Source organism: Waltera acetigignens (assembly GCF_025567015.1).
GTDB lineage: Bacteria > Bacillota > Clostridia > Lachnospirales > Lachnospiraceae > Acetatifactor > Acetatifactor acetigignens.
The window spans coordinates 1-19,973 of sequence record NZ_JAOQJO010000011.1; the positions used below are offsets into that span (position 1 = coordinate 1).

19 protein-coding genes and 1 riboswitch are annotated in these 19,973 nt (G+C 48.8%); of the genes, 17 read left to right on the top strand and 2 right to left on the bottom strand.

Annotation, left to right across the window (positions count from 1 at the left end; genetic code table 11):
- Nucleotides 1–74 precede the first annotated feature (74 nt).
- The 9 genes from OCV96_RS10985 (at nucleotide 75) to sfsA (ending at nucleotide 9,390) form a co-directional block, all read left to right on the top strand.
- Nucleotides 75–554: a hypothetical protein gene (locus OCV96_RS10985; RefSeq protein ID WP_022311772.1), complete on the top strand. Its 480-nt coding sequence runs from the start codon at nucleotides 75–77 to the stop codon at nucleotides 552–554.
- A gap of 20 nt (nucleotides 555–574) precedes the next feature.
- The gene (locus OCV96_RS10990) at nucleotides 575–2,131 is read left to right on the top strand and encodes a glycoside hydrolase family 28 protein (RefSeq protein WP_022311771.1); all 1,557 of its coding nucleotides are present in this window, start codon (nucleotides 575–577) and stop codon (nucleotides 2,129–2,131) included.
- Between the two features lie 258 nt (nucleotides 2,132–2,389).
- The gene (locus tag OCV96_RS10995) at nucleotides 2,390–3,226 is read left to right on the top strand and encodes a sugar phosphate isomerase/epimerase family protein (protein ID WP_118505675.1); all 837 of its coding nucleotides are present in this window, start codon (nucleotides 2,390–2,392) and stop codon (nucleotides 3,224–3,226) included.
- A gap of 56 nt (nucleotides 3,227–3,282) precedes the next feature.
- On the top strand, nucleotides 3,283–4,044 hold the full coding sequence (locus OCV96_RS11000) for a tRNA threonylcarbamoyladenosine dehydratase (RefSeq protein ID WP_022311769.1): 762 nt from the start codon (nucleotides 3,283–3,285) through the stop codon (nucleotides 4,042–4,044).
- Nucleotides 4,045–4,117: 73 nt separating this feature from the next.
- Nucleotides 4,118–5,881, top strand: a complete 1,764-nt coding sequence (locus tag OCV96_RS11005) for a methyl-accepting chemotaxis protein (protein ID WP_022311768.1) — start codon at nucleotides 4,118–4,120, stop codon at nucleotides 5,879–5,881.
- An 86-nt stretch (nucleotides 5,882–5,967) separates the two neighbouring features.
- Nucleotides 5,968–6,528, top strand: a complete 561-nt coding sequence (locus tag OCV96_RS11010; protein WP_022311767.1) for an RNA polymerase sigma factor — start codon at nucleotides 5,968–5,970, stop codon at nucleotides 6,526–6,528.
- Nucleotides 6,529–6,561: 33 nt separating this feature from the next.
- Entirely contained in the window at nucleotides 6,562–7,212 is a 651-nt protein-coding gene (locus tag OCV96_RS11015) for a hypothetical protein (RefSeq protein ID WP_262594525.1), read from the top strand.
- Between the two features lie 4 nt (nucleotides 7,213–7,216).
- Nucleotides 7,217–8,566 carry an MATE family efflux transporter gene (locus OCV96_RS11020; protein ID WP_227734021.1) on the top strand — a complete coding sequence of 450 codons (1,350 nt, stop codon included), beginning with the start codon at nucleotides 7,217–7,219 and terminating at the stop codon, nucleotides 8,564–8,566.
- Nucleotides 8,567–8,688: 122 nt separating this feature from the next.
- On the top strand, nucleotides 8,689–9,390 hold the full coding sequence (sfsA, locus tag OCV96_RS11025; protein ID WP_227734020.1) for a DNA/RNA nuclease SfsA: 702 nt from the start codon (nucleotides 8,689–8,691) through the stop codon (nucleotides 9,388–9,390).
- 459 nt (nucleotides 9,391–9,849) lie between these two features.
- Here sfsA and OCV96_RS11030 read toward each other — a convergent pair whose 3' ends face one another.
- Together OCV96_RS11030 and OCV96_RS11035 are read right to left on the bottom strand one after the other, a co-directional pair.
- Nucleotides 9,850–10,572, bottom strand: a complete 723-nt coding sequence (locus tag OCV96_RS11030; RefSeq protein ID WP_227733848.1) for an energy-coupled thiamine transporter ThiT — start codon at nucleotides 10,570–10,572, stop codon at nucleotides 9,850–9,852.
- A 62-nt stretch (nucleotides 10,573–10,634) separates the two neighbouring features.
- A riboswitch (TPP riboswitch) is annotated at nucleotides 10,635–10,750 on the bottom strand.
- Nucleotides 10,751–10,822: 72 nt separating this feature from the next.
- Nucleotides 10,823–11,617 carry a Cof-type HAD-IIB family hydrolase gene (locus tag OCV96_RS11035; RefSeq protein WP_022313435.1) on the bottom strand — a complete coding sequence of 265 codons (795 nt, stop codon included), beginning with the start codon at nucleotides 11,615–11,617 and terminating at the stop codon, nucleotides 10,823–10,825.
- A gap of 479 nt (nucleotides 11,618–12,096) precedes the next feature.
- On the opposite strand from OCV96_RS11035, the gene OCV96_RS11040 reads away from it, so the two are divergent.
- The 8 genes from OCV96_RS11040 to OCV96_RS11075 all read left to right on the top strand — a co-directional run bounded on the left by OCV96_RS11040 (nucleotide 12,097) and on the right by OCV96_RS11075 (nucleotide 19,971).
- Entirely contained in the window at nucleotides 12,097–14,778 is a 2,682-nt protein-coding gene (locus OCV96_RS11040) for a translation factor GTPase family protein (protein WP_262594527.1), read from the top strand.
- A 107-nt stretch (nucleotides 14,779–14,885) separates the two neighbouring features.
- A complete protein-coding gene (locus OCV96_RS11045) occupies nucleotides 14,886–15,269 on the top strand; it encodes a hypothetical protein (protein ID WP_022313433.1) in 384 nt (127 codons plus the stop codon).
- Nucleotides 15,270–15,357: 88 nt separating this feature from the next.
- Nucleotides 15,358–16,023 carry a DUF1653 domain-containing protein gene (locus OCV96_RS11050; protein WP_262594528.1) on the top strand — a complete coding sequence of 222 codons (666 nt, stop codon included), beginning with the start codon at nucleotides 15,358–15,360 and terminating at the stop codon, nucleotides 16,021–16,023.
- A gap of 5 nt (nucleotides 16,024–16,028) precedes the next feature.
- Entirely contained in the window at nucleotides 16,029–17,174 is a 1,146-nt protein-coding gene (mutY, locus tag OCV96_RS11055; RefSeq protein WP_262594529.1) for an A/G-specific adenine glycosylase, read from the top strand.
- Between the two features lie 30 nt (nucleotides 17,175–17,204).
- A complete protein-coding gene (locus OCV96_RS11060) occupies nucleotides 17,205–18,233 on the top strand; it encodes a glycosyltransferase family 2 protein (protein WP_227733845.1) in 1,029 nt (342 codons plus the stop codon).
- A gap of 279 nt (nucleotides 18,234–18,512) precedes the next feature.
- Nucleotides 18,513–18,743 carry a class B sortase gene (locus OCV96_RS11065; protein WP_227733844.1) on the top strand — a complete coding sequence of 77 codons (231 nt, stop codon included), beginning with the start codon at nucleotides 18,513–18,515 and terminating at the stop codon, nucleotides 18,741–18,743.
- A gap of 64 nt (nucleotides 18,744–18,807) precedes the next feature.
- Nucleotides 18,808–19,032 (top strand): VanZ family protein, encoded by a 225-nt coding sequence (locus OCV96_RS11070; protein WP_262594530.1) that lies wholly within the window; start codon nucleotides 18,808–18,810, stop codon nucleotides 19,030–19,032.
- 297 nt (nucleotides 19,033–19,329) lie between these two features.
- Nucleotides 19,330–19,971 (top strand): Rpn family recombination-promoting nuclease/putative transposase, encoded by a 642-nt coding sequence (locus tag OCV96_RS11075; RefSeq protein ID WP_182430279.1) that lies wholly within the window; start codon nucleotides 19,330–19,332, stop codon nucleotides 19,969–19,971.
- Nucleotides 19,972–19,973 lie beyond the last annotated feature (2 nt).

The window sequence follows — 19,973 nt, forward strand, 5'->3', positions numbered from 1 at the left end:
CAAAGAGTGGAGGGGCACAACATTTTTCATAACTTGTTTGTGCCTTGAGCGAAGCGAAAGGAATGACAAAAACTATGACAATTCAGGAAATCAAGGCACTTCCCCGTACGGAGGAAGGCATTTTCGACCTGGTAGCCGTGCAGCAGAGTGCAGGTCTGGGCAACATTTATCAGGCGGCGGATCTGGTGTATCCCGTCTATGCGGCCTATGAGACCACGGAGAATAAAAAAGAAGGCTATCCGGATATCATGGCACAGATGCGTGTGCTGAAAAAGCATGCAGAAAGTGAATTCAGTGCTGAAAACGGTGCAGCTTATACCGCAGTCATGCTTCATACCGTAGAGCAGATCAGCCCGGAGATCTACGAGAATTACAGAGAGCTTCTGGACAATTTCCGCAGTGCGGTAAAGCGTATGCTGGAGCAGTATTATGATGCAAAGGAAAATAAGTTTGCCATGGATGCCACATCGGAAAAGGTATTCTGCGATGCCGTACAGAAGGCATGTGCGGAGTATTTATTGTTAGCGGAAAAATATCAGGAGTGCATTAGGTAGAGAACGAGAGGAAACAGCGCATGGAAATCAGACATATTATGCATACTGCCCGCAGTGCGACCATAGAGATCGCAGACGGCGGCAGATATTTTACAAAACAGCCCGTGGAGCTGCGGGTAAACGGTGAGCCGTCACTGACCACAGAGAAGACTATAACTTCCCTGTTTAGCCTTAAGCCGGATCAGAAATATGTGGTGGAAGCTTATGTGAACGGAGAAAAGCAGGGCGAAGTATCTTTCAAGACGGATTATGAGTACGTGACTCTGGATGTGACCAGATTCGGTGCCAAGGGTGACGGGGAACATGACGATACCCACTTTATTCAGGCTGCCATCATGGCATGTCCGGTGAACAGCAGAGTGTATTTCCCGGCGGGAATCTACCGCATAACCAGCCTGTTCTTAAAGAGCCATATCCGGATCGAGCTGGCAGAGGGCGCGGAGCTGAAGGCCTTTACCGACAGAGAGAAATTCCCTACGTTCCCCGGAATGCTGCAGAGCTATGATGAGACCGACGAGTACAATCTGGGCACCTGGGAGGGCAATCCTTTACCTATGTTCTCCGGCATTATCTGTGGTATCGGTGCAGAGGATGTGGTGATCTATGGGCAGGGTAAGATCAACGGCAATGCTTCCAAAGAAAACTGGTGGAAGGATCCGAAGGTTATGAATATTGCATTCCGTCCCAGACTGTTTTTCATCAGCGGATGTAAAAATGTGACTTTGCAGGGTGTGACCTTCTGCAATTCCCCTTCCTGGACCCTGCATCCCTATTTCAGCAATGATCTGAAATTCATCGGTGTCACCGTGCAGAATCCCAGCGATTCCCCCAACACCGACGGACTGGATCCGGAATCCTGCAAAAATGTGGAGATCCTGGGTGTGCGTTTTTCCCTGGGAGATGACTGTATTGCAGTCAAGAGCGGTAAGATCTACATGGGCAAAAAGCATAAGACTCCTTCCGAGAATATCCATATCCGTCAGTGCCTTATGGAGAACGGCCACGGTGCCGTAACTCTGGGAAGTGAAATGGCAGGCGGCGTGGTAAATCTGACAGTGGAAGACTGTATTTTCCGTCATACAGACAGAGGTCTGCGTATCAAGACCCGTCGCGGCAGAGGAAAAGATGCAATTCTCAGCAATATCATTTTCCGAAATCTGACGCTGGACCATGTGATGACACCGCTGGTGGTCAACTGCTTCTATTTCTGTGATCCCGACGGCAAGACCACTTATGTCCAGTCCAGAGATGTTTACCCTGTGGACGACAGAACACCGCAGGTGAAAAAGATGGTATTTGAAAACATGGAATGTACGAACTGCCATGTGGCAGCTGCGTTCTTCGACGGACTTCCCGAGCAGAAGATCGAGGAAATCTACATGAAGGACATTTCCATCAGCTATGCTGAAGATGCCAAGTGTGATGTCCCCGCCATGTCTGACGGCGTGGAGAAGAGCAGCAAGCGCGGAATGTTTGCCAGAAATGTAGCGAAACTGACACTGGACAATGTGAAGATTGAAGGACAGGTCGGAGAAGCTTACGAACTGGAAGGTGTGGATGAACTGATCAGACGTTGATATAATGAGCGCAAGAGAGCCAGAGGGAGCTTGCTCACTCTCGGCGAACGGTGAAGTGATTGAGTGATGAAATCACGAAATAATGAGCGCAAGAGAGCCAGAGGGAGCTTGCTCACTCTCGGCGAACGGCGAAGCTGATCATGATAGCTGCGAAGCAGGATGTAGAGTGCGATAGCACGGAATTCGTGAGCTCACGCTATAATAGAGATAAGCAGAAGAGAATACGGCCCAGGAGCCGTGTTCGGAATGGAGGAAAATATGCAGTTAGGAATCCGTTTACATGATACGAAAAAGCTTCCTTTTGAGGAGCGTATTGCCAATGTACATGAGCTGGGCTTTGCCTGTGGACATCTGGCTCCGGGCAAGGTGATCAGCGAGTTTCCCACCACGGATGAGGCGCTGACCCCGGGACTTGCCATGTACATGAAAAATGTATTCGCAAAAAATCAGGTGGATGTTGCGGTATTAGGATGCTATTTGAACCTGGCAAACCCCAACCCGGAGCAGCTTGCGAAAATTACCCACCGTTATATGGCACATATCCGTTTTGCTTCCTGGCTGGGCTGCGGTGTCGTGGGAACTGAGACCGGTGCTCCCAACGAGACCTATACCGCGGTACCGGAATGCCACGGAGAAGAAGCATTACAGACCTTTATCACCAACTTACGCCCGGTAGTAAAATACGCGGAGCAGATGGGCGTTGTCATGGCCATCGAACCGGTATGGAAGCATATCGTATACAACCCCGCCAGAGCCAGAAGAGTGCTGGATGAGATCAATTCTCCCAACCTTCAGATCATTCTGGATCCGGTGAACCTGCTGGATTACTGCAATTACAAGGATCAGGTGGCTATCGTGGATGAAGCAATCGATCTGCTGGGTGAAGATGTGGCTATGGTACATCTGAAAGACTTTATTCCCGAGGACGGGAAGCTTCGTTCTGTAGGCTGCGGTCTGGGACAGATGGATTATACTTCTGTACTGAAGTTTATGAAGGAGCGCAAGCCCTTTATCCATGCCACTCTGGAGGACACCACACCGGAAAATAACGTGCAGGTGAAAAATTTTATTCAGGGACTCTATGACAATCTGTAAAGATGTGGTATACTCTTTCGAGAGTATTCCCAGTAGATTGGTAGGAACAGTGAATTATGTTAAATGAATTTTCCAGAACAGAATTATTGATCGGCAAGGAAGCCATGCAGCGCCTGTACGGCGCAAGAGTTGCTGTCTTCGGCATCGGCGGTGTCGGCGGTTATGTGGTGGAGGCTCTGGCCCGCAGTGGTGTAGGAGCCTTTGATCTGATCGATGACGATAAGGTCTGTCTGACGAATATTAACCGTCAGATCATCGCTACCAGGAAGACCATCGGCAAATACAAGGTAGATGTCATGGAGGAACGTGTACACTCCATCAACCCGGAGGCACAGGTTACAGTACACAAATGTTTTTATCTCCCGGAGACGGCAGACCAGTTTGATTTTACCCAGTATGATTACGTGGTGGATGCGGTGGATACCGTGACTGCCAAGCTGGAGATCATCATGCGGGCGAAGGAGGCGGGAGTTCCCGTTATCAGCTGTATGGGAGCCGGCAACAAATTAGACCCCACGCAGTTCCATGTGGCGGATATCTACAAGACTACCATGTGCCCTTTGGCGAAGGTCATGCGCAGAGAACTCAAAAAGCGCGGTGTGAAGAAGCTGAAGGTGGTGTATTCTACGGAAAGCCCGGTGAAGCCGCTGGAAAATATGGAAAACAGCTGCAAGACAGGCTGTGTCTGCCCTCCGGGTACCACTCATAAATGCACGGACAGAAGAGCCATCCCCGGCAGTATTTCATTTGTACCGTCTGTAGCGGGCTTGATTCTCGCAGGCGAAGTGATCAAGGATCTGATTGCAGAAAAAGAATAGCTTTTTTATTAACTGTGCGGTATAATTCTATTATGCATGAACCGTTAAAGGTACAAAGGAGGTTGCTTTATTTATGACAGAAGAGGTAAGCAAAGAACAGATCAAAGGGGAAAATGGGACAGGTATTGATGAAGCTAAGCGCCTGAAGGAGAAAAAGGGAGCTAACATGGTAGTCAAGATTCTGGCGATCGTACTGGTACCGCTTATAGCGATCGCAGTCATTGCCATCCTGGCATTGAATTCCGCAGGGGACAGAATTTCCGACGCGATGATGAAGCATGAGCTGGCAGCGACGGAATATGCACTGGAAATGAGCCTGAACAATTCCGCTCCCGGAGACTTTTCATACGAGAACGGAGCACTTTATAAAGGGGAACTGAATCTTACGGACAATAAACAGGTACTCGATGCTTTGAAACAGAATGCCGGTGTGGATGTGGCACTGTTCTGGGGCAGTGATCTGGCTGTGACCAATCTGACCGGAGGTACCATCACTCTGAGTGAAAAAGTGGCTTCCAAGGTACTGGGTGGAGAAAGCTATTTTTCCAATTCCCTGAAGCTGGGGGATACCGGATGCTATGCATATCTGGCACCTTTGAAGAATACCGACGGCACGGTTGTGGGTATTCTGGCTGCCTGTATGCCGGTAAGGGAAGTGAATGCGCTTTACAAAGGGATTGTAACAGGAAGAGCAATAGCGATTCTGATCCTTGTGGCAGCATTCTGTGTCTCCACCTTTATTGTAGTAGGCATGATCTCCAAAGCACTACTGGGTGTAGTAGGTAATCTGGATCAGATCGCAGAGGGTAAATTGAACTTCAAGGTTCCCGATAAGCTGTTAAACCGCAGTGATGAAGTAGGTAAGAGCGCACGGGCTGTATACTCTGTAGTGAACGGCTTTTCCGGAATTATCAGGGATATTCACAATTCCATGCTGGATATGAATGAGTTTACGGGAACGTTCACCAGCAATTTTGACAGCATCGGACAGTCCATTTCTTCTGTAAATACAGCTGTGAATGAGATTGCCCAGGGAGCTACCACACAGGCGGCGGATACCCAGAAAGTCAGCGAAAGCATGAACGAGATGAGCAATGCACTGGGCCGTACGGCAGACAGTGTTAATGCTTTGAGCAGCAGTGCTGCCAACATGAAGGAGAGCAATGCTACCGTGGACAGCACCCTGAAGGAACTGTTGGAGATCAGCTCTCATACACAGCAGTCGGTGGATCAGGTGCAGGAGCAGACCAATATCACCAACGAGTCCGCACAGGCGATTCAGGCAGCTACCGATATCATCGCAGGTATTGCGAACCAGACCAACCTGCTGTCATTAAATGCCAGTATTGAGGCAGCGAGAGCCGGTGAGATGGGCAGAGGCTTTGCAGTCGTAGCGGAAGAGATCCGTGGTCTGGCAGACCAGTCCAGGGAATCCGCAGACAAGATCCGCAGCATCGTGGAGAACCTGATCAGCAATTCCAACCAGAGCGTTCAGATCATGAACGGTGTGGTAGGTGAGATCCATCAGCAGAACGAGAAGCTGGGTACCACGCTGAATGTCTTCAGCACCCTGAACCAGGAGGTTCAGAAGGTAGTCGGTGAGATCAATGTGATCTCCGGCGAGCTGGATCATATTGAGAATTATAAGACGGATGTGGTGGAGAAGATCGACGGACTTACCGAGATCTCCCAGAACAATGCGGCAAGCACCGAAGAGACCGCAGCTACCATGGATCAGCTGGCGGAGATCGTGGAGGATTGCCGACAGGCTACCACACAGCTGAATGAAATTGCGGGTTCACTGAATGCAAATGCGAAGAAATTCCAGCTCGGATAAGATGGAACGGAGCAAATGGAGAAATGAAGAGGGGCACTGTTACAGAAAAAACTGTGGCAGTGCCCTTTTTGGAAAGGAGACAGCCAATGGAGGATACCGCAATATTGGAACTGTATTGGGCGAGGGACGAACAGGCCATCGCAGAGACACAAAAGAGCTACGGAAAATACTGCTATAGTATTGCTTATCATATCCTGCATGACAGAGAAGATACCGAAGAATGTCTGAATGATACCTGGATGCGGGCTTGGAATGCGATTCCACCGAAAAAACCGAATCGTCTGGAGCTGTTTCTGGGAACTATTACCCGGAACTTGTCGTTTGATAGATGGAAAGCGAAAAATGCACAGAAACGTGGGAATGGTATTATGGATACGACACTGGATGAACTGGCAGAGTGCATTCCGGCGGCGCATAACACAGAAGAAGCCGTGGAAGCGGCGGAACTGGAGCGGAGCATCAATGCGTTCCTGCATACACTTTCGGAACAGGAGTGCAATGTATTCCTACGCAGATACTGGTTCGTAGAGGAATATGCGGAGATCGCCGGGCGTTATGGAATGAATCTGAATACGGTGAAGACATCGCTGTTCCGGACCAGAAAAAAACTGCAAAAATATCTGGAACAACAGGGAATCGTCTTATAGACGGAGAAAGAGACGAAAGCGGTGATGAAGGATATGAGCGATTGTAATAAGAACAATAATCAAGATGTGAATTTAAAAGAAGAAAAACTGTTCCGGGCGATGTCCGGAGTGGATGAGGATCTGTTGCTTCGAAGCGAACAGATCAGAAATTCGGGAAGGGTACATAAGTTCCCGATGCGCTATGTGACCCGCATTGCGGCAGCCTGCCTGTGTTTCGTGGTAGCGGGAGTATTGTATATGACAATGAGCAGTACCAAAATGGCAGACAGTACCGGCAATGCGGATACGGCAGCACCACAGATGGCCTACGGTATCACTGAGGATCAGGAGATCCAGGAAGAGGCGGTGGATGCTGCCCGGTCGGGGGATACAGCAGGAGCAGAGAACGAGATCCAGTCAGTTGCGGCAATGGCGGAAGAGGAGGCTGCTATGCCGGAGGGTGAGGCTGCGGAGGATAGTGCCAATATGGCTGAAATGACAGACTCTGCTTCGACAGACAGCGGACAGCAGGCAGCATCCGGGAACAGCATAGACGGGCAGAAACAGAGCGGACTGGAGAGCGCGTTATCCGTCAGCGGTAATGAAAGTTCACAGGACAGTACAGAGGCGGCCCCAGAAGAGGATGGAATTCTTAAAAAGAAGGAAAGACAATTACCGAAGAAAATGACAGTGAAAGGACAATAAAGCAATGAGTACGATAGAGAAACACGACATGACCCAGGGAAAGATACTGTTACCCTTAGTATCTTTTACAATCCCGTTGGTACTGGGGAATCTGTTTCAGCTGACCTACAACGCTGCGGACTCCGTGATCGTAGGAAAATACGTGGGAGAGCAGGCACTGGCAGCAGTGGGCACTTCCACACCGATTATGAATATAGCGATCCTGTTGATCAGCGGGATGTGCATGGGAGCCAGTGTGTTGATGAGCTCCCAGTACGGAGCGAAGGATTATGATACTTTATCCAGACAGATCAGTACGACGATGTTAGCTGGCTGCGGGTTTTCCGTAGTGTTTTCACTGCTGATGCTTCTTCTGGCGAATCCGGTGCTTCGACTCATTCGGGTGCCGGAGACAGCCATACCCGAAGCTGCGGCATATCTTAGGATCATTTTCATGGGCCTGATCTTTACGTTCATGTATAATTTTCTGGCGAATACCATGCGGGCGCTGGGAGACAGCAAGACGCCGCTGTATTTTCTGGTGACCAGTGCTTTCCTGAATATCTTCGGAGATCTGTTTTTCGTTGTGGTACTGCGCTGGGGTGTGGCGGGAAGTGCCATTGCCACAGTGTGCAGCGAGGGACTTTGCTGCCTGCTGTGCGGTATATATATTAAGAAAAAGATTCCTCTTTTATGTCTTGGGAAAAAGTGGTGGGTATTCGATAAGAGCCTGCTGGGTAAGACAGTCAGCTACGGCAGTACCAGTGCCATGCAGCAGGTATGTCTGCAACTGGGAAAACTGATCATACAGTCTGTGGTCAATACGCAGGGTGTTGCGGTCATGGCGGCATTTACCGCGGTGAACCGAGTGGATGATTTTGCCTATACACCACAGCAGAATATCGGACATGCCATGACGACTTTTCTGGCACAGAACAAGGGTGCAGGGCATAAGGAGCGGATGAAGAAGGGGTTCCAGACAGGTCTTTTGATCGAACTGGTCTATTCCGTCGGATTGTTCTGTGTAATCTGGGGACTGGCTCCGCAGATCATGACATTGTTCGCCGAGGACGGGGATGCACAGGTGGTATCTCTGGGCATCAGTTATCTGCATCTGATCTCCTGGATGTATATTCTGCCGGGATTGACCAATGGTGTGCAGGGATTCTTCCGTGGTATTGGTGATCTGAAAGTGACATTGTACAGCACATTTATGAATATGTTCGGCAGAGTTGTGGCAGTATTTGTAATGATCCGTCTGTTACAGATGGAATTTGCCAGCCTGGCTTGGGCCAATATGGTCGGATGGATCGTGATGCTGTTGTTCGAGGTGCCGCTGCTAGTGAAGTCTATGCGGAACGGCGAGTGCGGATAGAATGAGCATGTGGCGGACGGTCGCGGGAGACCTCGGGAAATGCCGCAGAGTCTTGGCAATTGGGGGCGTAAAGCAGTGTCGAAAGTCGGGGAGCGGATAGAGTTAAGGATAGGAAATTTTACATGAAGTATGGAAAGATCGTAGAGGGAAAATTCATTGACCGTCCCAACCGGTTTATTGCCCATGTGGAGATTGCAGGGAAAGCGGAGACGGTGCATGTGAAAAATACCGGAAGATGCAGGGAACTTTTGCTCCCCGGGGCAGCGGTGCGTCTGGAACAGTCGGATAATCCGGCAAGAAAGACATTGTATGACCTGGTGGCTGTTTATAAAGACAGGATCGGCTGGATCAACATTGATAGTCAGGCATCGAATAAGGTCGTGAAGGAATGGCTGGAGGCGCAGGACTATGATGTGGTCAGACCGGAGTATACCTATGGAAATTCCCGCATTGATTTCTATCTGGAAAAAGGGGAGCACAGAATATTCATGGAAGTGAAAGGCTGTACTCTGGAGATCAACGGCATCGGCTATTTTCCTGATGCACCCACGGAGCGTGGGGTGAAGCATCTGCGGGAACTGACCGCAGCGAGACAGGAAGGATATGAATGTGTGGTTGCCTTTGTGATTCAGATGGAAGGAGTGACGGAAGTACGTCCTTATGTGGAAATGCAGCCGGAATTTGGTACCGCTCTGGCGGAAGCCGAGGCCGCTGGGGTGAAGGTGTTGTTTTTGCCATGCAAGGTGGGTAGAGACTGGCTGAAGATAGATGGAAAGTTAGTAAAGAAATGCTATCAAATCCCCGTAGCCCTTGGCAAGGTATAAGAAACGCGGCACGCTCGCACTTTAGTACGATGCGCTCCTGTCGCAGAGCGTAGCGGTACATAAGCGGTCACAATACGACCGCAATGCGTCCCTTGGGACGCTATGGTACCGACGTCTGCTTACGGCACTGCTTATTCTTATACCCAGCCGGGGCTACTGGTTTTTTTGAAAGCTTTCCAAAACGCAGAACTCCCGGCGTATGCGGTGCCATGTCGAAGATGTTTGTCGGAGGATGTTGATATTTTCTAGAAAAGTGCTGAAAGGCAGGGGGAAAGCGGACACGATGTACGCGTCAGCCGATTGTCGACATGGATGTCGACTGTAGGCGGCCCCGTCATGACGAGAACTACTCATCACTTTTCGTAGAAAATTCACATCCGGAGACCTTACATCGAGACATGTGTATCGCATGCGCCGGGAGTTCGTGGATTTTGCCAATGTATTTAACTAACTTTCTATTTAGTCGTTCAAAGCCATGTCTTTCAATTTCGCAAACAAATTCCGTACCGGCTTAGCGCTTAAAATTACCAGAGTTATGGCTGCTTCAGAGAAGATATAGATAGCATTGTAGGCGAGGGAGTAAGGCAGGGGATCCCAGCCTTCCCAGGCATAGTAGCCGAAGAAGATCCATCCGGAGATCACGGCAAACACATATCTTCCAAGAACCCCGGCAATATATCCCTTGATCAGTCCTAGCTTCGCATTGGAGAAGAGACCGGACAGTCCCAGAGCGCCGAAAGCAAGAAGATAGTCTACCACCAGCTGCAGGGGATATAATACATAGGGATCTATGAGCAGCTGCAGGACACCGTAGGCTACACCTGTGGCAATACCGGCACCCAGACCGAACCAGTAGCCGGGCAGGCAGATCACCAGCATGGACAGCAAAGTAATGGAGCCGCCGGTAGGAAAATGGAACAATTTGATATTGGAAAGAACGGTTCCCAGGGCAATGGCCATGGCACAGAATGCCAGCTGCTTTACCGTAAGCTTGCTGCGATTCATCTTATGATCACCATCGGAAGAAGCGGGAGCTGCCGCAGTCTTTTTCATCTGCATGCGGGCAAATAAAACAGCGGCCGCCAACAGTGCGGCCAGAATGATCACCAACAGGGCATTTCCCAGGGTAGTGGGGATATAAGTAGTCTCTCCCCAGTCATTGGTAACAGCAGTGTACAACATAAAAAAATCCTCCTTCGTGTGCGCGAGGAGGGACAACATCGTATCCATACAGACAGAAACTCTGTATGAACAAAGTGCTTCCTTACGCCGGTATTATCCGGTTCAAGTAGTGAGGGTTAGAAGTGAAGCCTTGACGGCGGCACTTCAATCTCAGCGATGTGCTCCCCTAGCGGATATTCTATTTACCTGTTTACTATAGTGCTTTATCGCAGCAGTGTCAAGCGTTTACTTTCGGAATGCCCCGGGGAATTTATAAAAAAGTTTTCAACACCTGCAACACTCCGTTTTCCCAATAGGGCGCACAGGTATCCCTTGCAGCGGCAATGACTTCCTCTCTTGCATTGGAGACAGCATAGCTCATTCCGGCGCTTTGCAGCATTTCGATGTCGTTCAGATTGTCTCCAAAGGTACAGGTCTCATCTGGCGCAATCCCCAAATATTCCTGGAGAAAACGGATCGCAGACCCCTTATTTACCCCAAGGGGATTGCAGTCCACCCATTCTTTTCCGGCAGAAGCAAGTTTCGCCCGGGACTGCCAGGTGGGAGTGAAGACAGGTGCACACATTTCTTCACAGGCGGAAGGATGATATACAGTGAACTTGATCACATTGTCCACGGGCGTTTTCATAAGATCGGCAGATTCCCGGATGTCATATCCGTAGGAATCCGTAAGCCACCGGAACATCCGGCTTCCAGCATCTTCCGCCAGACAATAATCCGGTGTGGCAATAAAATAATCGCAGTCCGGTAATTCATTCCGGACTGTCTCACACATGCCGTGCCAGATCTCTTCGGGTAAGGTATGCACCTTTAAAATTTCCTTCGGTGTGCGGACCACGGTACCGCCGTCGGTGATATAGAGGAGCTTGTCGCGGATGGGAGCAAAAAGCTTCCGCTCACTGATAAATTGTCTGCCGGAACAGGCAACGAAACGGATGCCTTTTGCAATCAGCTTTTCAATGACGGTCATGTATTCAGGATCCAGCATCAGAGTGCCGTCCTTCAATAGCGTGCCGTCAATATCGGTTGCAATAAGTTTGATCATAGTGCCTCCTGAATCTTACATTTCATTATATCGTGAGCACAGCTCACTCAATGCATTTCGCAAAATCACACTTGCACGCAAGTGATTTTGCTTCATTATATCATGATTCGCACCTTCGGTGCTTAACGTTGCTTCACAACTATCATGATCAACTTCGCCGTTCGCCAATCATGCAAGCATGTTGGCTCTCTTGCGCTCATTATATCATGAGCTCACGAATCCGCGCTATTGCGCTCTACATCCTGCTTCGCAGGATATTCGTTCGCTAATGAGCCCAGAAAAACAAATGTCTGCTTCGCAGCCGCTTGTTTTTCCTTGAGGCTCATTACATTATATCCTACTGTCCACCGGATTTGCAAACGGTATCTGGAAATACAAAACAGTTGGAAAATGCTCATGGATATAGTATTCTTTATAATAGAAAAAACGTTTTATACGTGCCTGCAGGATGATGCTGGCATTGGAAGGATAGGATAAGCATGAAAAAAAGTATCGTTGGGATCCTGGCACATGTGGATGCCGGGAAGACAACATTGGCAGAAAGCCTTTTATGTGCCTGTGGTGTCATAGAAAAGGCTGGAAGAGTGGATCACGGAGATGCTTTTCTGGATAACGGGGACATGGAACGGAAAAGAGGAATCACCATTTTCTCCAAACAGGCGAGAATCCGGTGGAAAGATGTGGATATCACACTGTTAGACACCCCGGGACATGTGGATTTCTCTGCGGAAATGGAACGGACGCTGCAGGTACTGGATGCGGCGGTTCTGGTCATCGACGGAAGCGATGGAGTGCAAGGAGATGTACATACGCTGTGGCGGCTGTTAAAAAGATATGAAGTGCCGGTATTTCTATTTGTAAACAAGATGGATCAACCGGGGACGGATCCGGAAAAAGTACTGACGGAGCTACAGAAAAAGCTGGATAGCAATATTACATCCGTGGGAAAACTGCTGCAGCCTGGGGACAATGAAGGAGAACGGGAAACAGAGCTGGAACACGCGGCCATGTGTAGTGAAGCCTTGATGGAAGAATATCTGGAAACCGGAGAACTGTCGGCGGAAAACATATCGGACACTGTGGCGGAGCGTAAGCTGTTCCCCTGCTTTTTCGGCTCCGCTTTGAAACAATGGGGAATTACAGAGCTGTTAGACGGATTGAATGCGTATCTGCCCCAGCCGGAATATCCGGAGGAATTCGGAGCCCGGGTTTATAAGATCGGCAGGGATAACGCAGGAATCAGATTGTCGTATTTGAAGGTCACCGGAGGAAGTCTGCGGGTTAAAATGCCGGTAGGAAACAGCAGAAGCGGTGCAGGAGAGGAAATCTGGGAGGAAAAATGCGACCAGCTGCGTCTGTATAATGGCGGAAGCTATGAGGCTGTGGATACGGTGAAAGCCGGTGAGGTCTGTGCGGTCACGGGACTTACGAAGACTTTCGCCGGGCAGGGACTGGGCTATGAAAGCGAGAACTCCACGCCGATACTGGAACCGGTGCTGACTTACAGACTACTGCTCCCTCCGGAGGTGGATCCTGTCGTGGCACTGGGGAAACTACGCCAGCTGGAAGAGGAAGAACCGCAGCTGCATGTGTTGTGGCAGGAGGAAAACAGGGAAATCCATATGCAGGTCATGGGACAGGTGCAGATGGAAATCCTCAAAAATATCCTGTGGGAGCGCTTCGGTCTGGAAGTGGAATTCGATGCGGGAAGCATTGTATACAAGGAAACTCTGGCGGAGCCGGTGGAAGGCATCGGGCATTTTGAACCCCTGCGTCATTATGCGGAGGTACATCTGTTGCTGGAGCCCGGGGAGCGGGGCAGTGGATTGCAATTTGCCTCTCTGTGCAGCGAGGACATGCTGGACCGTAACTGGCAGCGGCTGATCCTGACGCATCTGGAGGAAAAACGTCATGTGGGTGTGCTGACCGGTTCCGAACTCACGGATCTGCGTATATTGCTGATTGCCGGAAAAGCCCACACCAAACATACAGAGGGCGGAGATTTCCGACAGGCCACTTATCGTGCAGTACGTCAGGGAATGCGCAGCGGAAAGAGCATTCTCTTAGAACCATGGTTTTCCTTCCGGCTGGAGGTGCCTACGGAGAATCTTGGCAGAGCCATGTCGGATATCACGAGGATGAACGGAAGCTTTGAAGCACCGGAGACAGAAGGCAATAACAGTGTGCTGACGGGAAGTGTTCCCGTGGCTTCTATGGGAGATTATGGAAAAGAGGTGGCATCTTATACCAAAGGTCATGGGCGTTTGTCCTGCACACTGAAGGGATATGAACCCTGCCATAATCCGGAGGAGGTAATGGCAGAGATCGGCTATGATCCGGAAGCGGATGTGGTCAACCCCACCGGATCGGTATTCTGCGCTCATGGTGCCGGTTTTCAGGTGCCCTGGGACCAGGTGCCAGAATATGCCCATGTGGAGAGCAGCTGGAAGCCAGAGAAGGAAGAAACCAAAGCTGCGGACGGCATTTCGGATGCGGGACTGCAGGCAGTAAACAGGCAGCAGGGCGCTATTCGTCAGACCGGGGGTGGTGTAGAGCGGATTATTTCTCAGGAAGAGATCGAAGAGATCTTCCGCCAGACTTATGGGAAAAAGGCGGAGGATCCCCACAGATTCCGCAGATACCATACTTCTTCCGGAAACCGTGGCAGCTATACGGGCAGCTTGGCGGGAAGTGCCGGTGACACCGGTATGCGGAAGGTCGTACCGCAGGAAAAACCGGAGGAATACCTTCTGGTGGACGGTTATAACATTATTTTTGCCTGGCCGGAACTGCGGGAGCTGGCGAAGATCAATCTGGACAGTGCCAGGGACAAACTGATGGATATTCTGTGTAACTATCAGGGATATCAGGGCTGTCGCCTGATCCTGGTCTATGATGCCTACAAGGTGAAGGGCAATCCCGGCTCCACCATGAAATATCATAATATAGAAGTGGTCTATACAAAAGAAGCGGAGACTGCAGACCAGTATATCGAGCGCACGACCCATCAGTTGGGGGCTAAGCCGCAGAAATACCGGGTGACGGTGGCAACCTCCGATGCACTGGAACAGATGATCATCTGGGGCAACGGTGCCACCAGAATGTCCGCACTGGGGCTGAAAGCAGCGGTAGAGGCAGCAGGTGCCGAATATTTTAAATAAGAGAGTTTTATTGGACTTGAAAAAGTGTAATCTATACCTGTCAGGACGGGAAAATAAGATTTCCGACAGAACCCTGAGCACAAAAAGCAGAAAAAGAGGTATGGGTTATGAGAAGACAGTTCGTTTCCAATGTGGCATTTTACAGTACTACCGCAGTACTTATTCTGATCATTGTATTATGTATCGGCGCAACCGTGAAGAGCGAGAGCCGGGATGAGACGCAGCGCATGGAGAACCGGATACAGGAACAGCAGCTGATGAGCGATATGAAGCAGTATCTGAATGAGAACGGTTATCGCAACAGCGGCGTGACGCTGACCTATGCACTGGAAGAAGACGGCAGTCCGGATTATACGTTTACCATTCATCATAAGAAGATCAACAGTATGAGTGAGACGGAACGGGGAGCATTGAGCGCAGAACTGGCACGGGCCTGCAACGCAGTCGGCAATTATTCGGTCTCTTATGAATATCTGCTGACGGATTTTTAGAGACTATTTACATGACTTTTTTGGAAATAAGGGGTATACTGATACCATATGCCACAGTAAACGAGGCGATGGGAAAGGAGAACGACAGATGACATTTATTCCCAAACCACATGAGATATATAAGCATTTTAAGGGCAATCTGTATCAGGTCGTAACGATTGCGGAACATTCAGAGACCGGAGAACAGCTGGTGATTTATCAGGCTTTGTATGGAGATTTCAAGACCTATGCAAGGCCTCTTGCCATGTTTACCGGAGAAGTGGATCGTCAGAGATACCCTGAGGTGACACAGCGTTTTCGTTTTGAATTACAGGGAGCGGAGGCGGACAGACAGGCACACGAGGCGGACGCAGTGAGCGGGACACAGACGGCAGCAGTTCAGACGAAGACAGCAAAGATGCCGTCGACTGCGTCCCAGCCCGCAGCAGCCCAGGCAACGCCGATTGTGGCGCAGAACATAGCAGCCCAGGCAACGGCGACCGCGGCACAGACAACAATAGCACCGGTTTCCCCCGCAGAAGATGAAGAGCCCGCACTGGATCCGTTGGTACTGGAATTTCTGGATGCGGATTCCTACGAGGAGAAGCTAAATATTCTGGCAGGACTGCACCATCGTATCACCAACGAGATGATCACGACCATGGCGATTTCCTGTGATATTGAAGTAAATGACGGTGAGCCGGAAGAGCGTTATGAAGAATTGAAGAACTGCCTGCTCACCATGGAGAAGTTCGAATGCAACCGTCTGCGGTAGACTCTATGGATAAATACAATGAAAATTTAACGGATGTTAAGGAAATCTTTAGGAAAGGTGACCTTCGGGCGATTCCCAAACCACTTTTAAAATGGTATGATAATAACCGTAGGATCCTTCCCTGGAGAGAGGATCCTGCTCCCTACCGCGTATGGGTCTCTGAGATCATGTTGCAGCAGACCAGAGTGGAAGCGGTAAAGCCCTATTTCCAGCGCTTTATGGAGACGTTGCCGGATATTGCTGCGCTTGCGCAGGCACCGGAAGAGGTGCTGTTAAAGCTGTGGGAGGGCCTGGGATATTATAACCGGGTACGGAATCTACAGAAAGCAGCCATCCAGATCATGGAAGATTATGGCGGAGTCATGCCGGATTCTTATGAGGAGTTATTAAAATTAAAAGGAATCGGCAGCTATACGGCTGGGGCGGTATCCTCTATTGCTTACGGCAAGCCCAATCCGGCGGTGGACGGCAATGTTCTGAGAGTCATTGCAAGAGTCCGCAAGGATGAACGCTGTATCTCTGAGGATAAAGTAAAAAAGGCTGTGGAAAAGGATCTGTGGGAGGTCATTCCTACAGACAGGCCGGGAGATTTCAACCAGGCTATGATGGAAATCGGTGCCTGTGTATGTATTCCCAACGGGGCTCCGCACTGTGAGAAATGTCCCCTACAGCAGATATGTCTGGCGTATGCGGACGGTACACAGCTGCAATATCCGAACAAAGCCAAAGCAAAAGAACGTACGGTGGAGGAGAAGACGATCCTCATTATCCGGGATGCGGAGCTGGCGGCATTGCATAAGCGTCCGGCGAAAGGTCTGTTGGCCGGTATGTATGAATTCCCTTCGATGAAGGGATATCATACCGCGGAGGAGGTCAAGGAATATCTGGCGGAGAACGGGTTGCAGGTACTCCGGATCCAGCCTCTTGAGGATGCAAAACATATTTTTTCCCATAGAGAATGGCATATGAAAGGATATCTGATCCGTGTGGATGAACTGGCACCGAAGCGTGAAGGCCCGGATTCAGCAGACTGGATCTATATTGAACCTTCGGAGACAAGGGAGAAATATCCCATTCCTTCCGCGTTTGCAGTCTATGCGAAGGGATTGAACATGAAACTGGGGGCCCGAGAGAACGATCCCGGACAGTGAACAACAAGATAGTGAAGAAAGGACAGCGATATGAAATTACTTTCCATAGCAATTCCCTGTTACAATTCTGAAAAGTATATGAGAAAATGTATTGATTCCCTGCTGATCGGCGGAGAGGATGTGGAGATCCTGATCATCGATGACGGTTCTACCAAAGACCGTACCGCAGAGATTGCAGACGAATATGAAGCACAGTTTCCTACGATTGTGCGTGCTATTCATAAGGAGAACGGCGGACATGGTTCTGCTGTGAACACCGGAATCGCCAATGCCACGGGACTATATTTTAAAGTAGTGGATAGTGATGACTGGGTGAAGCAGGATGCATATTTTAAGATCCTGGATACTCTCAGAGAACTGGCCGGCGGCGGTCAGGCGTTGGATATGCTCATCAGCAACTATGTCTATGAAAAAGAAGGCGAGCGCCGCAAAAAGGTGATCCAGTACCGTCATATCCTGCCGGTGGAGAAGATGTTCACCTGGACGGACTGCCATCATTTTCTGAAGGGCCATTACATACTGATGCACTCCGTGATCTTCCGTACCAGACTGTTACAGGAATGTGGACTGAAGCTTCCGGAGCACACCTTCTATGTGGACAACCTGTATGTATTTGAACCGCTTCCTTATGTGAAGAATATGTATTATCTGGATGTGAATTTCTACAGATATTATATAGGAAGACAGGATCAGTCGGTGAATGAGACCGTGATGATCTCCCGCATCGACCAGCAGATCCGAGTGACGAAGCTGATGATTGATTATCTGGTGGGCAGAAAGTCGGAACTGGTGAAAAACCGACGTCTGTACCAGTACATGCGCAACTATCTGGAGATCATCATGGCAGTATCTTCCGTACTGTTGATCCGCTCCGGTACCACAGAACATCTGGAGAAAAAGAAAGAACTGTGGGAGTACCTGAAAGGAAAAGACAAACGCCTGTATCTGTGGATGCGTAACGGCATTATGGGCGGTACCATGAACCTTCCCGGAAGAGGCGGACGGAAGATTTCGGTAGAGGGATATAAGATCTGCCAGAAATTGTTCGGATTTAATTAGAACGGAATTGTTTAACATAGTCAAAATAGCGGATACTTCGGAGGTTTACCTGAAGTATCCGTTTTCTTCTGTTTTTCCAGCCATCTCGTCCTGCATGAAGCCCCCAAACTATTGACAATACCTGTTTTGAACGTATATAGCGGTTACATTTAAAGCGGAATTAAAATTACGTTAAAAACGTAGAATAAAATTTAGGAGTAGTAAAATCTTTCATTATTTGGGAAGAAGGAGCTCACATGAAACGATAGATAATGACCATTGTGGCAGGAGCGGCAGTCGGTGAATCCGGATGTGTATGCCTGGATCACTGTACCGGGGACAGAAATTGAATATCCGATTTTACAGCATCCTTCCGATAATTCCTATTACTTTATGCATAATATTGATGGTTCGTATGGATATCCCGGGTGCATATATACGGAGAATCTGAACAGTAAGGACATTACAGACAACAATACGGTGATCTATGGACACAACGTGAAGAACGATTCCATGCCCGTCAAACAATAAGAAATCCGAGGGCAGAACTTATGTCATTTTGGAGTTATATTAAAGCAATAAGGTAGGAATAGGATTGCAGGGATTAGGTGTTCGAAAGTTAAGATGGGTGATACTGATTGCAGCAATTATAAGTTACAGCATAGAATTCAGCCAGTTATTAACAAAACGTGGACTCTTTGAACTTTTTGATGATCCGTTTCATAATGTCCTTGGAGCAATAATAGGATTTACATTATGGAGAATGATTATGAAAAGATGTTCAGAAAAATCTGAAGGACAGGCTATAAGACCAAAATAAATATATAGATGGAGTTAAAATTGATTTTAAAGCATAATGCCCAAATTTGCCAGGGACAGATTTTGCTATTTTGCCACGTTGACAATCGAGTGCTCATTTGCTATCCTCTATTCGTAAGCAGATTTTCTATTTCAAATTTCTATATCGGTGTAAGCCGGTGTCTATGACTTCAGAGGAATCCCTGCTTAATTACCCAATGATAACAATAGAGCAGGAGAAGGCGTAGAGCGAATGGAAATTTGATTTGCTGACGTTGTCAGCGTATTCTCCTGTGGCAAGTGTGAGAGGAGAATGCAAATGATAATCAGTCCTAAATGGGATTACTGTATGAAGGAATTATTCCGTAATCCGGTGATCCGAAAGTATTTTATCAGTGTGGTGTTGAATATTCCGGTGGAGATGATTCGTAGTACGCGACTGCTGAATACATACCTGTGGAGAAGATATCGTTACCAGAAACAGGGGATCCTGGATGTTCTGGTAGAACTGAATGATGATACGAAAATTAATATTGAACTTCAGGTGAAAGCAGTCAGAAACTGGGACAAGAGACAACTGTTCTATTTAGGAAAGATGCTCACAGAAGAGATTTCTTTTGGCAGAAGCTACGATGTGATGAAGCGTTGTGTAGCAATCAGTATATTGGATTTTAACCTGACGGAAGATAAACAGTACCATAAGACATATTTGTTGCGTGATGAAGAAGGAAGATTGTTCAGCAATCTGTTGGAACTGCATGTGATAGAACTGAATAAGGTCTTAATGGGACAGAACATAGATGAATGGATACGTTTTTTCAACATAAAGACGGAAGGAGAACTGGATATGCTGCGGATGCAGACAAACAATGCCGGAGGAGATACAGATAAGGTGGCGCAGCTGGATGATCCGGAAGTGCTACTGGCAATGCAGAGAAAATATGGAATGATTAATCTGTGACA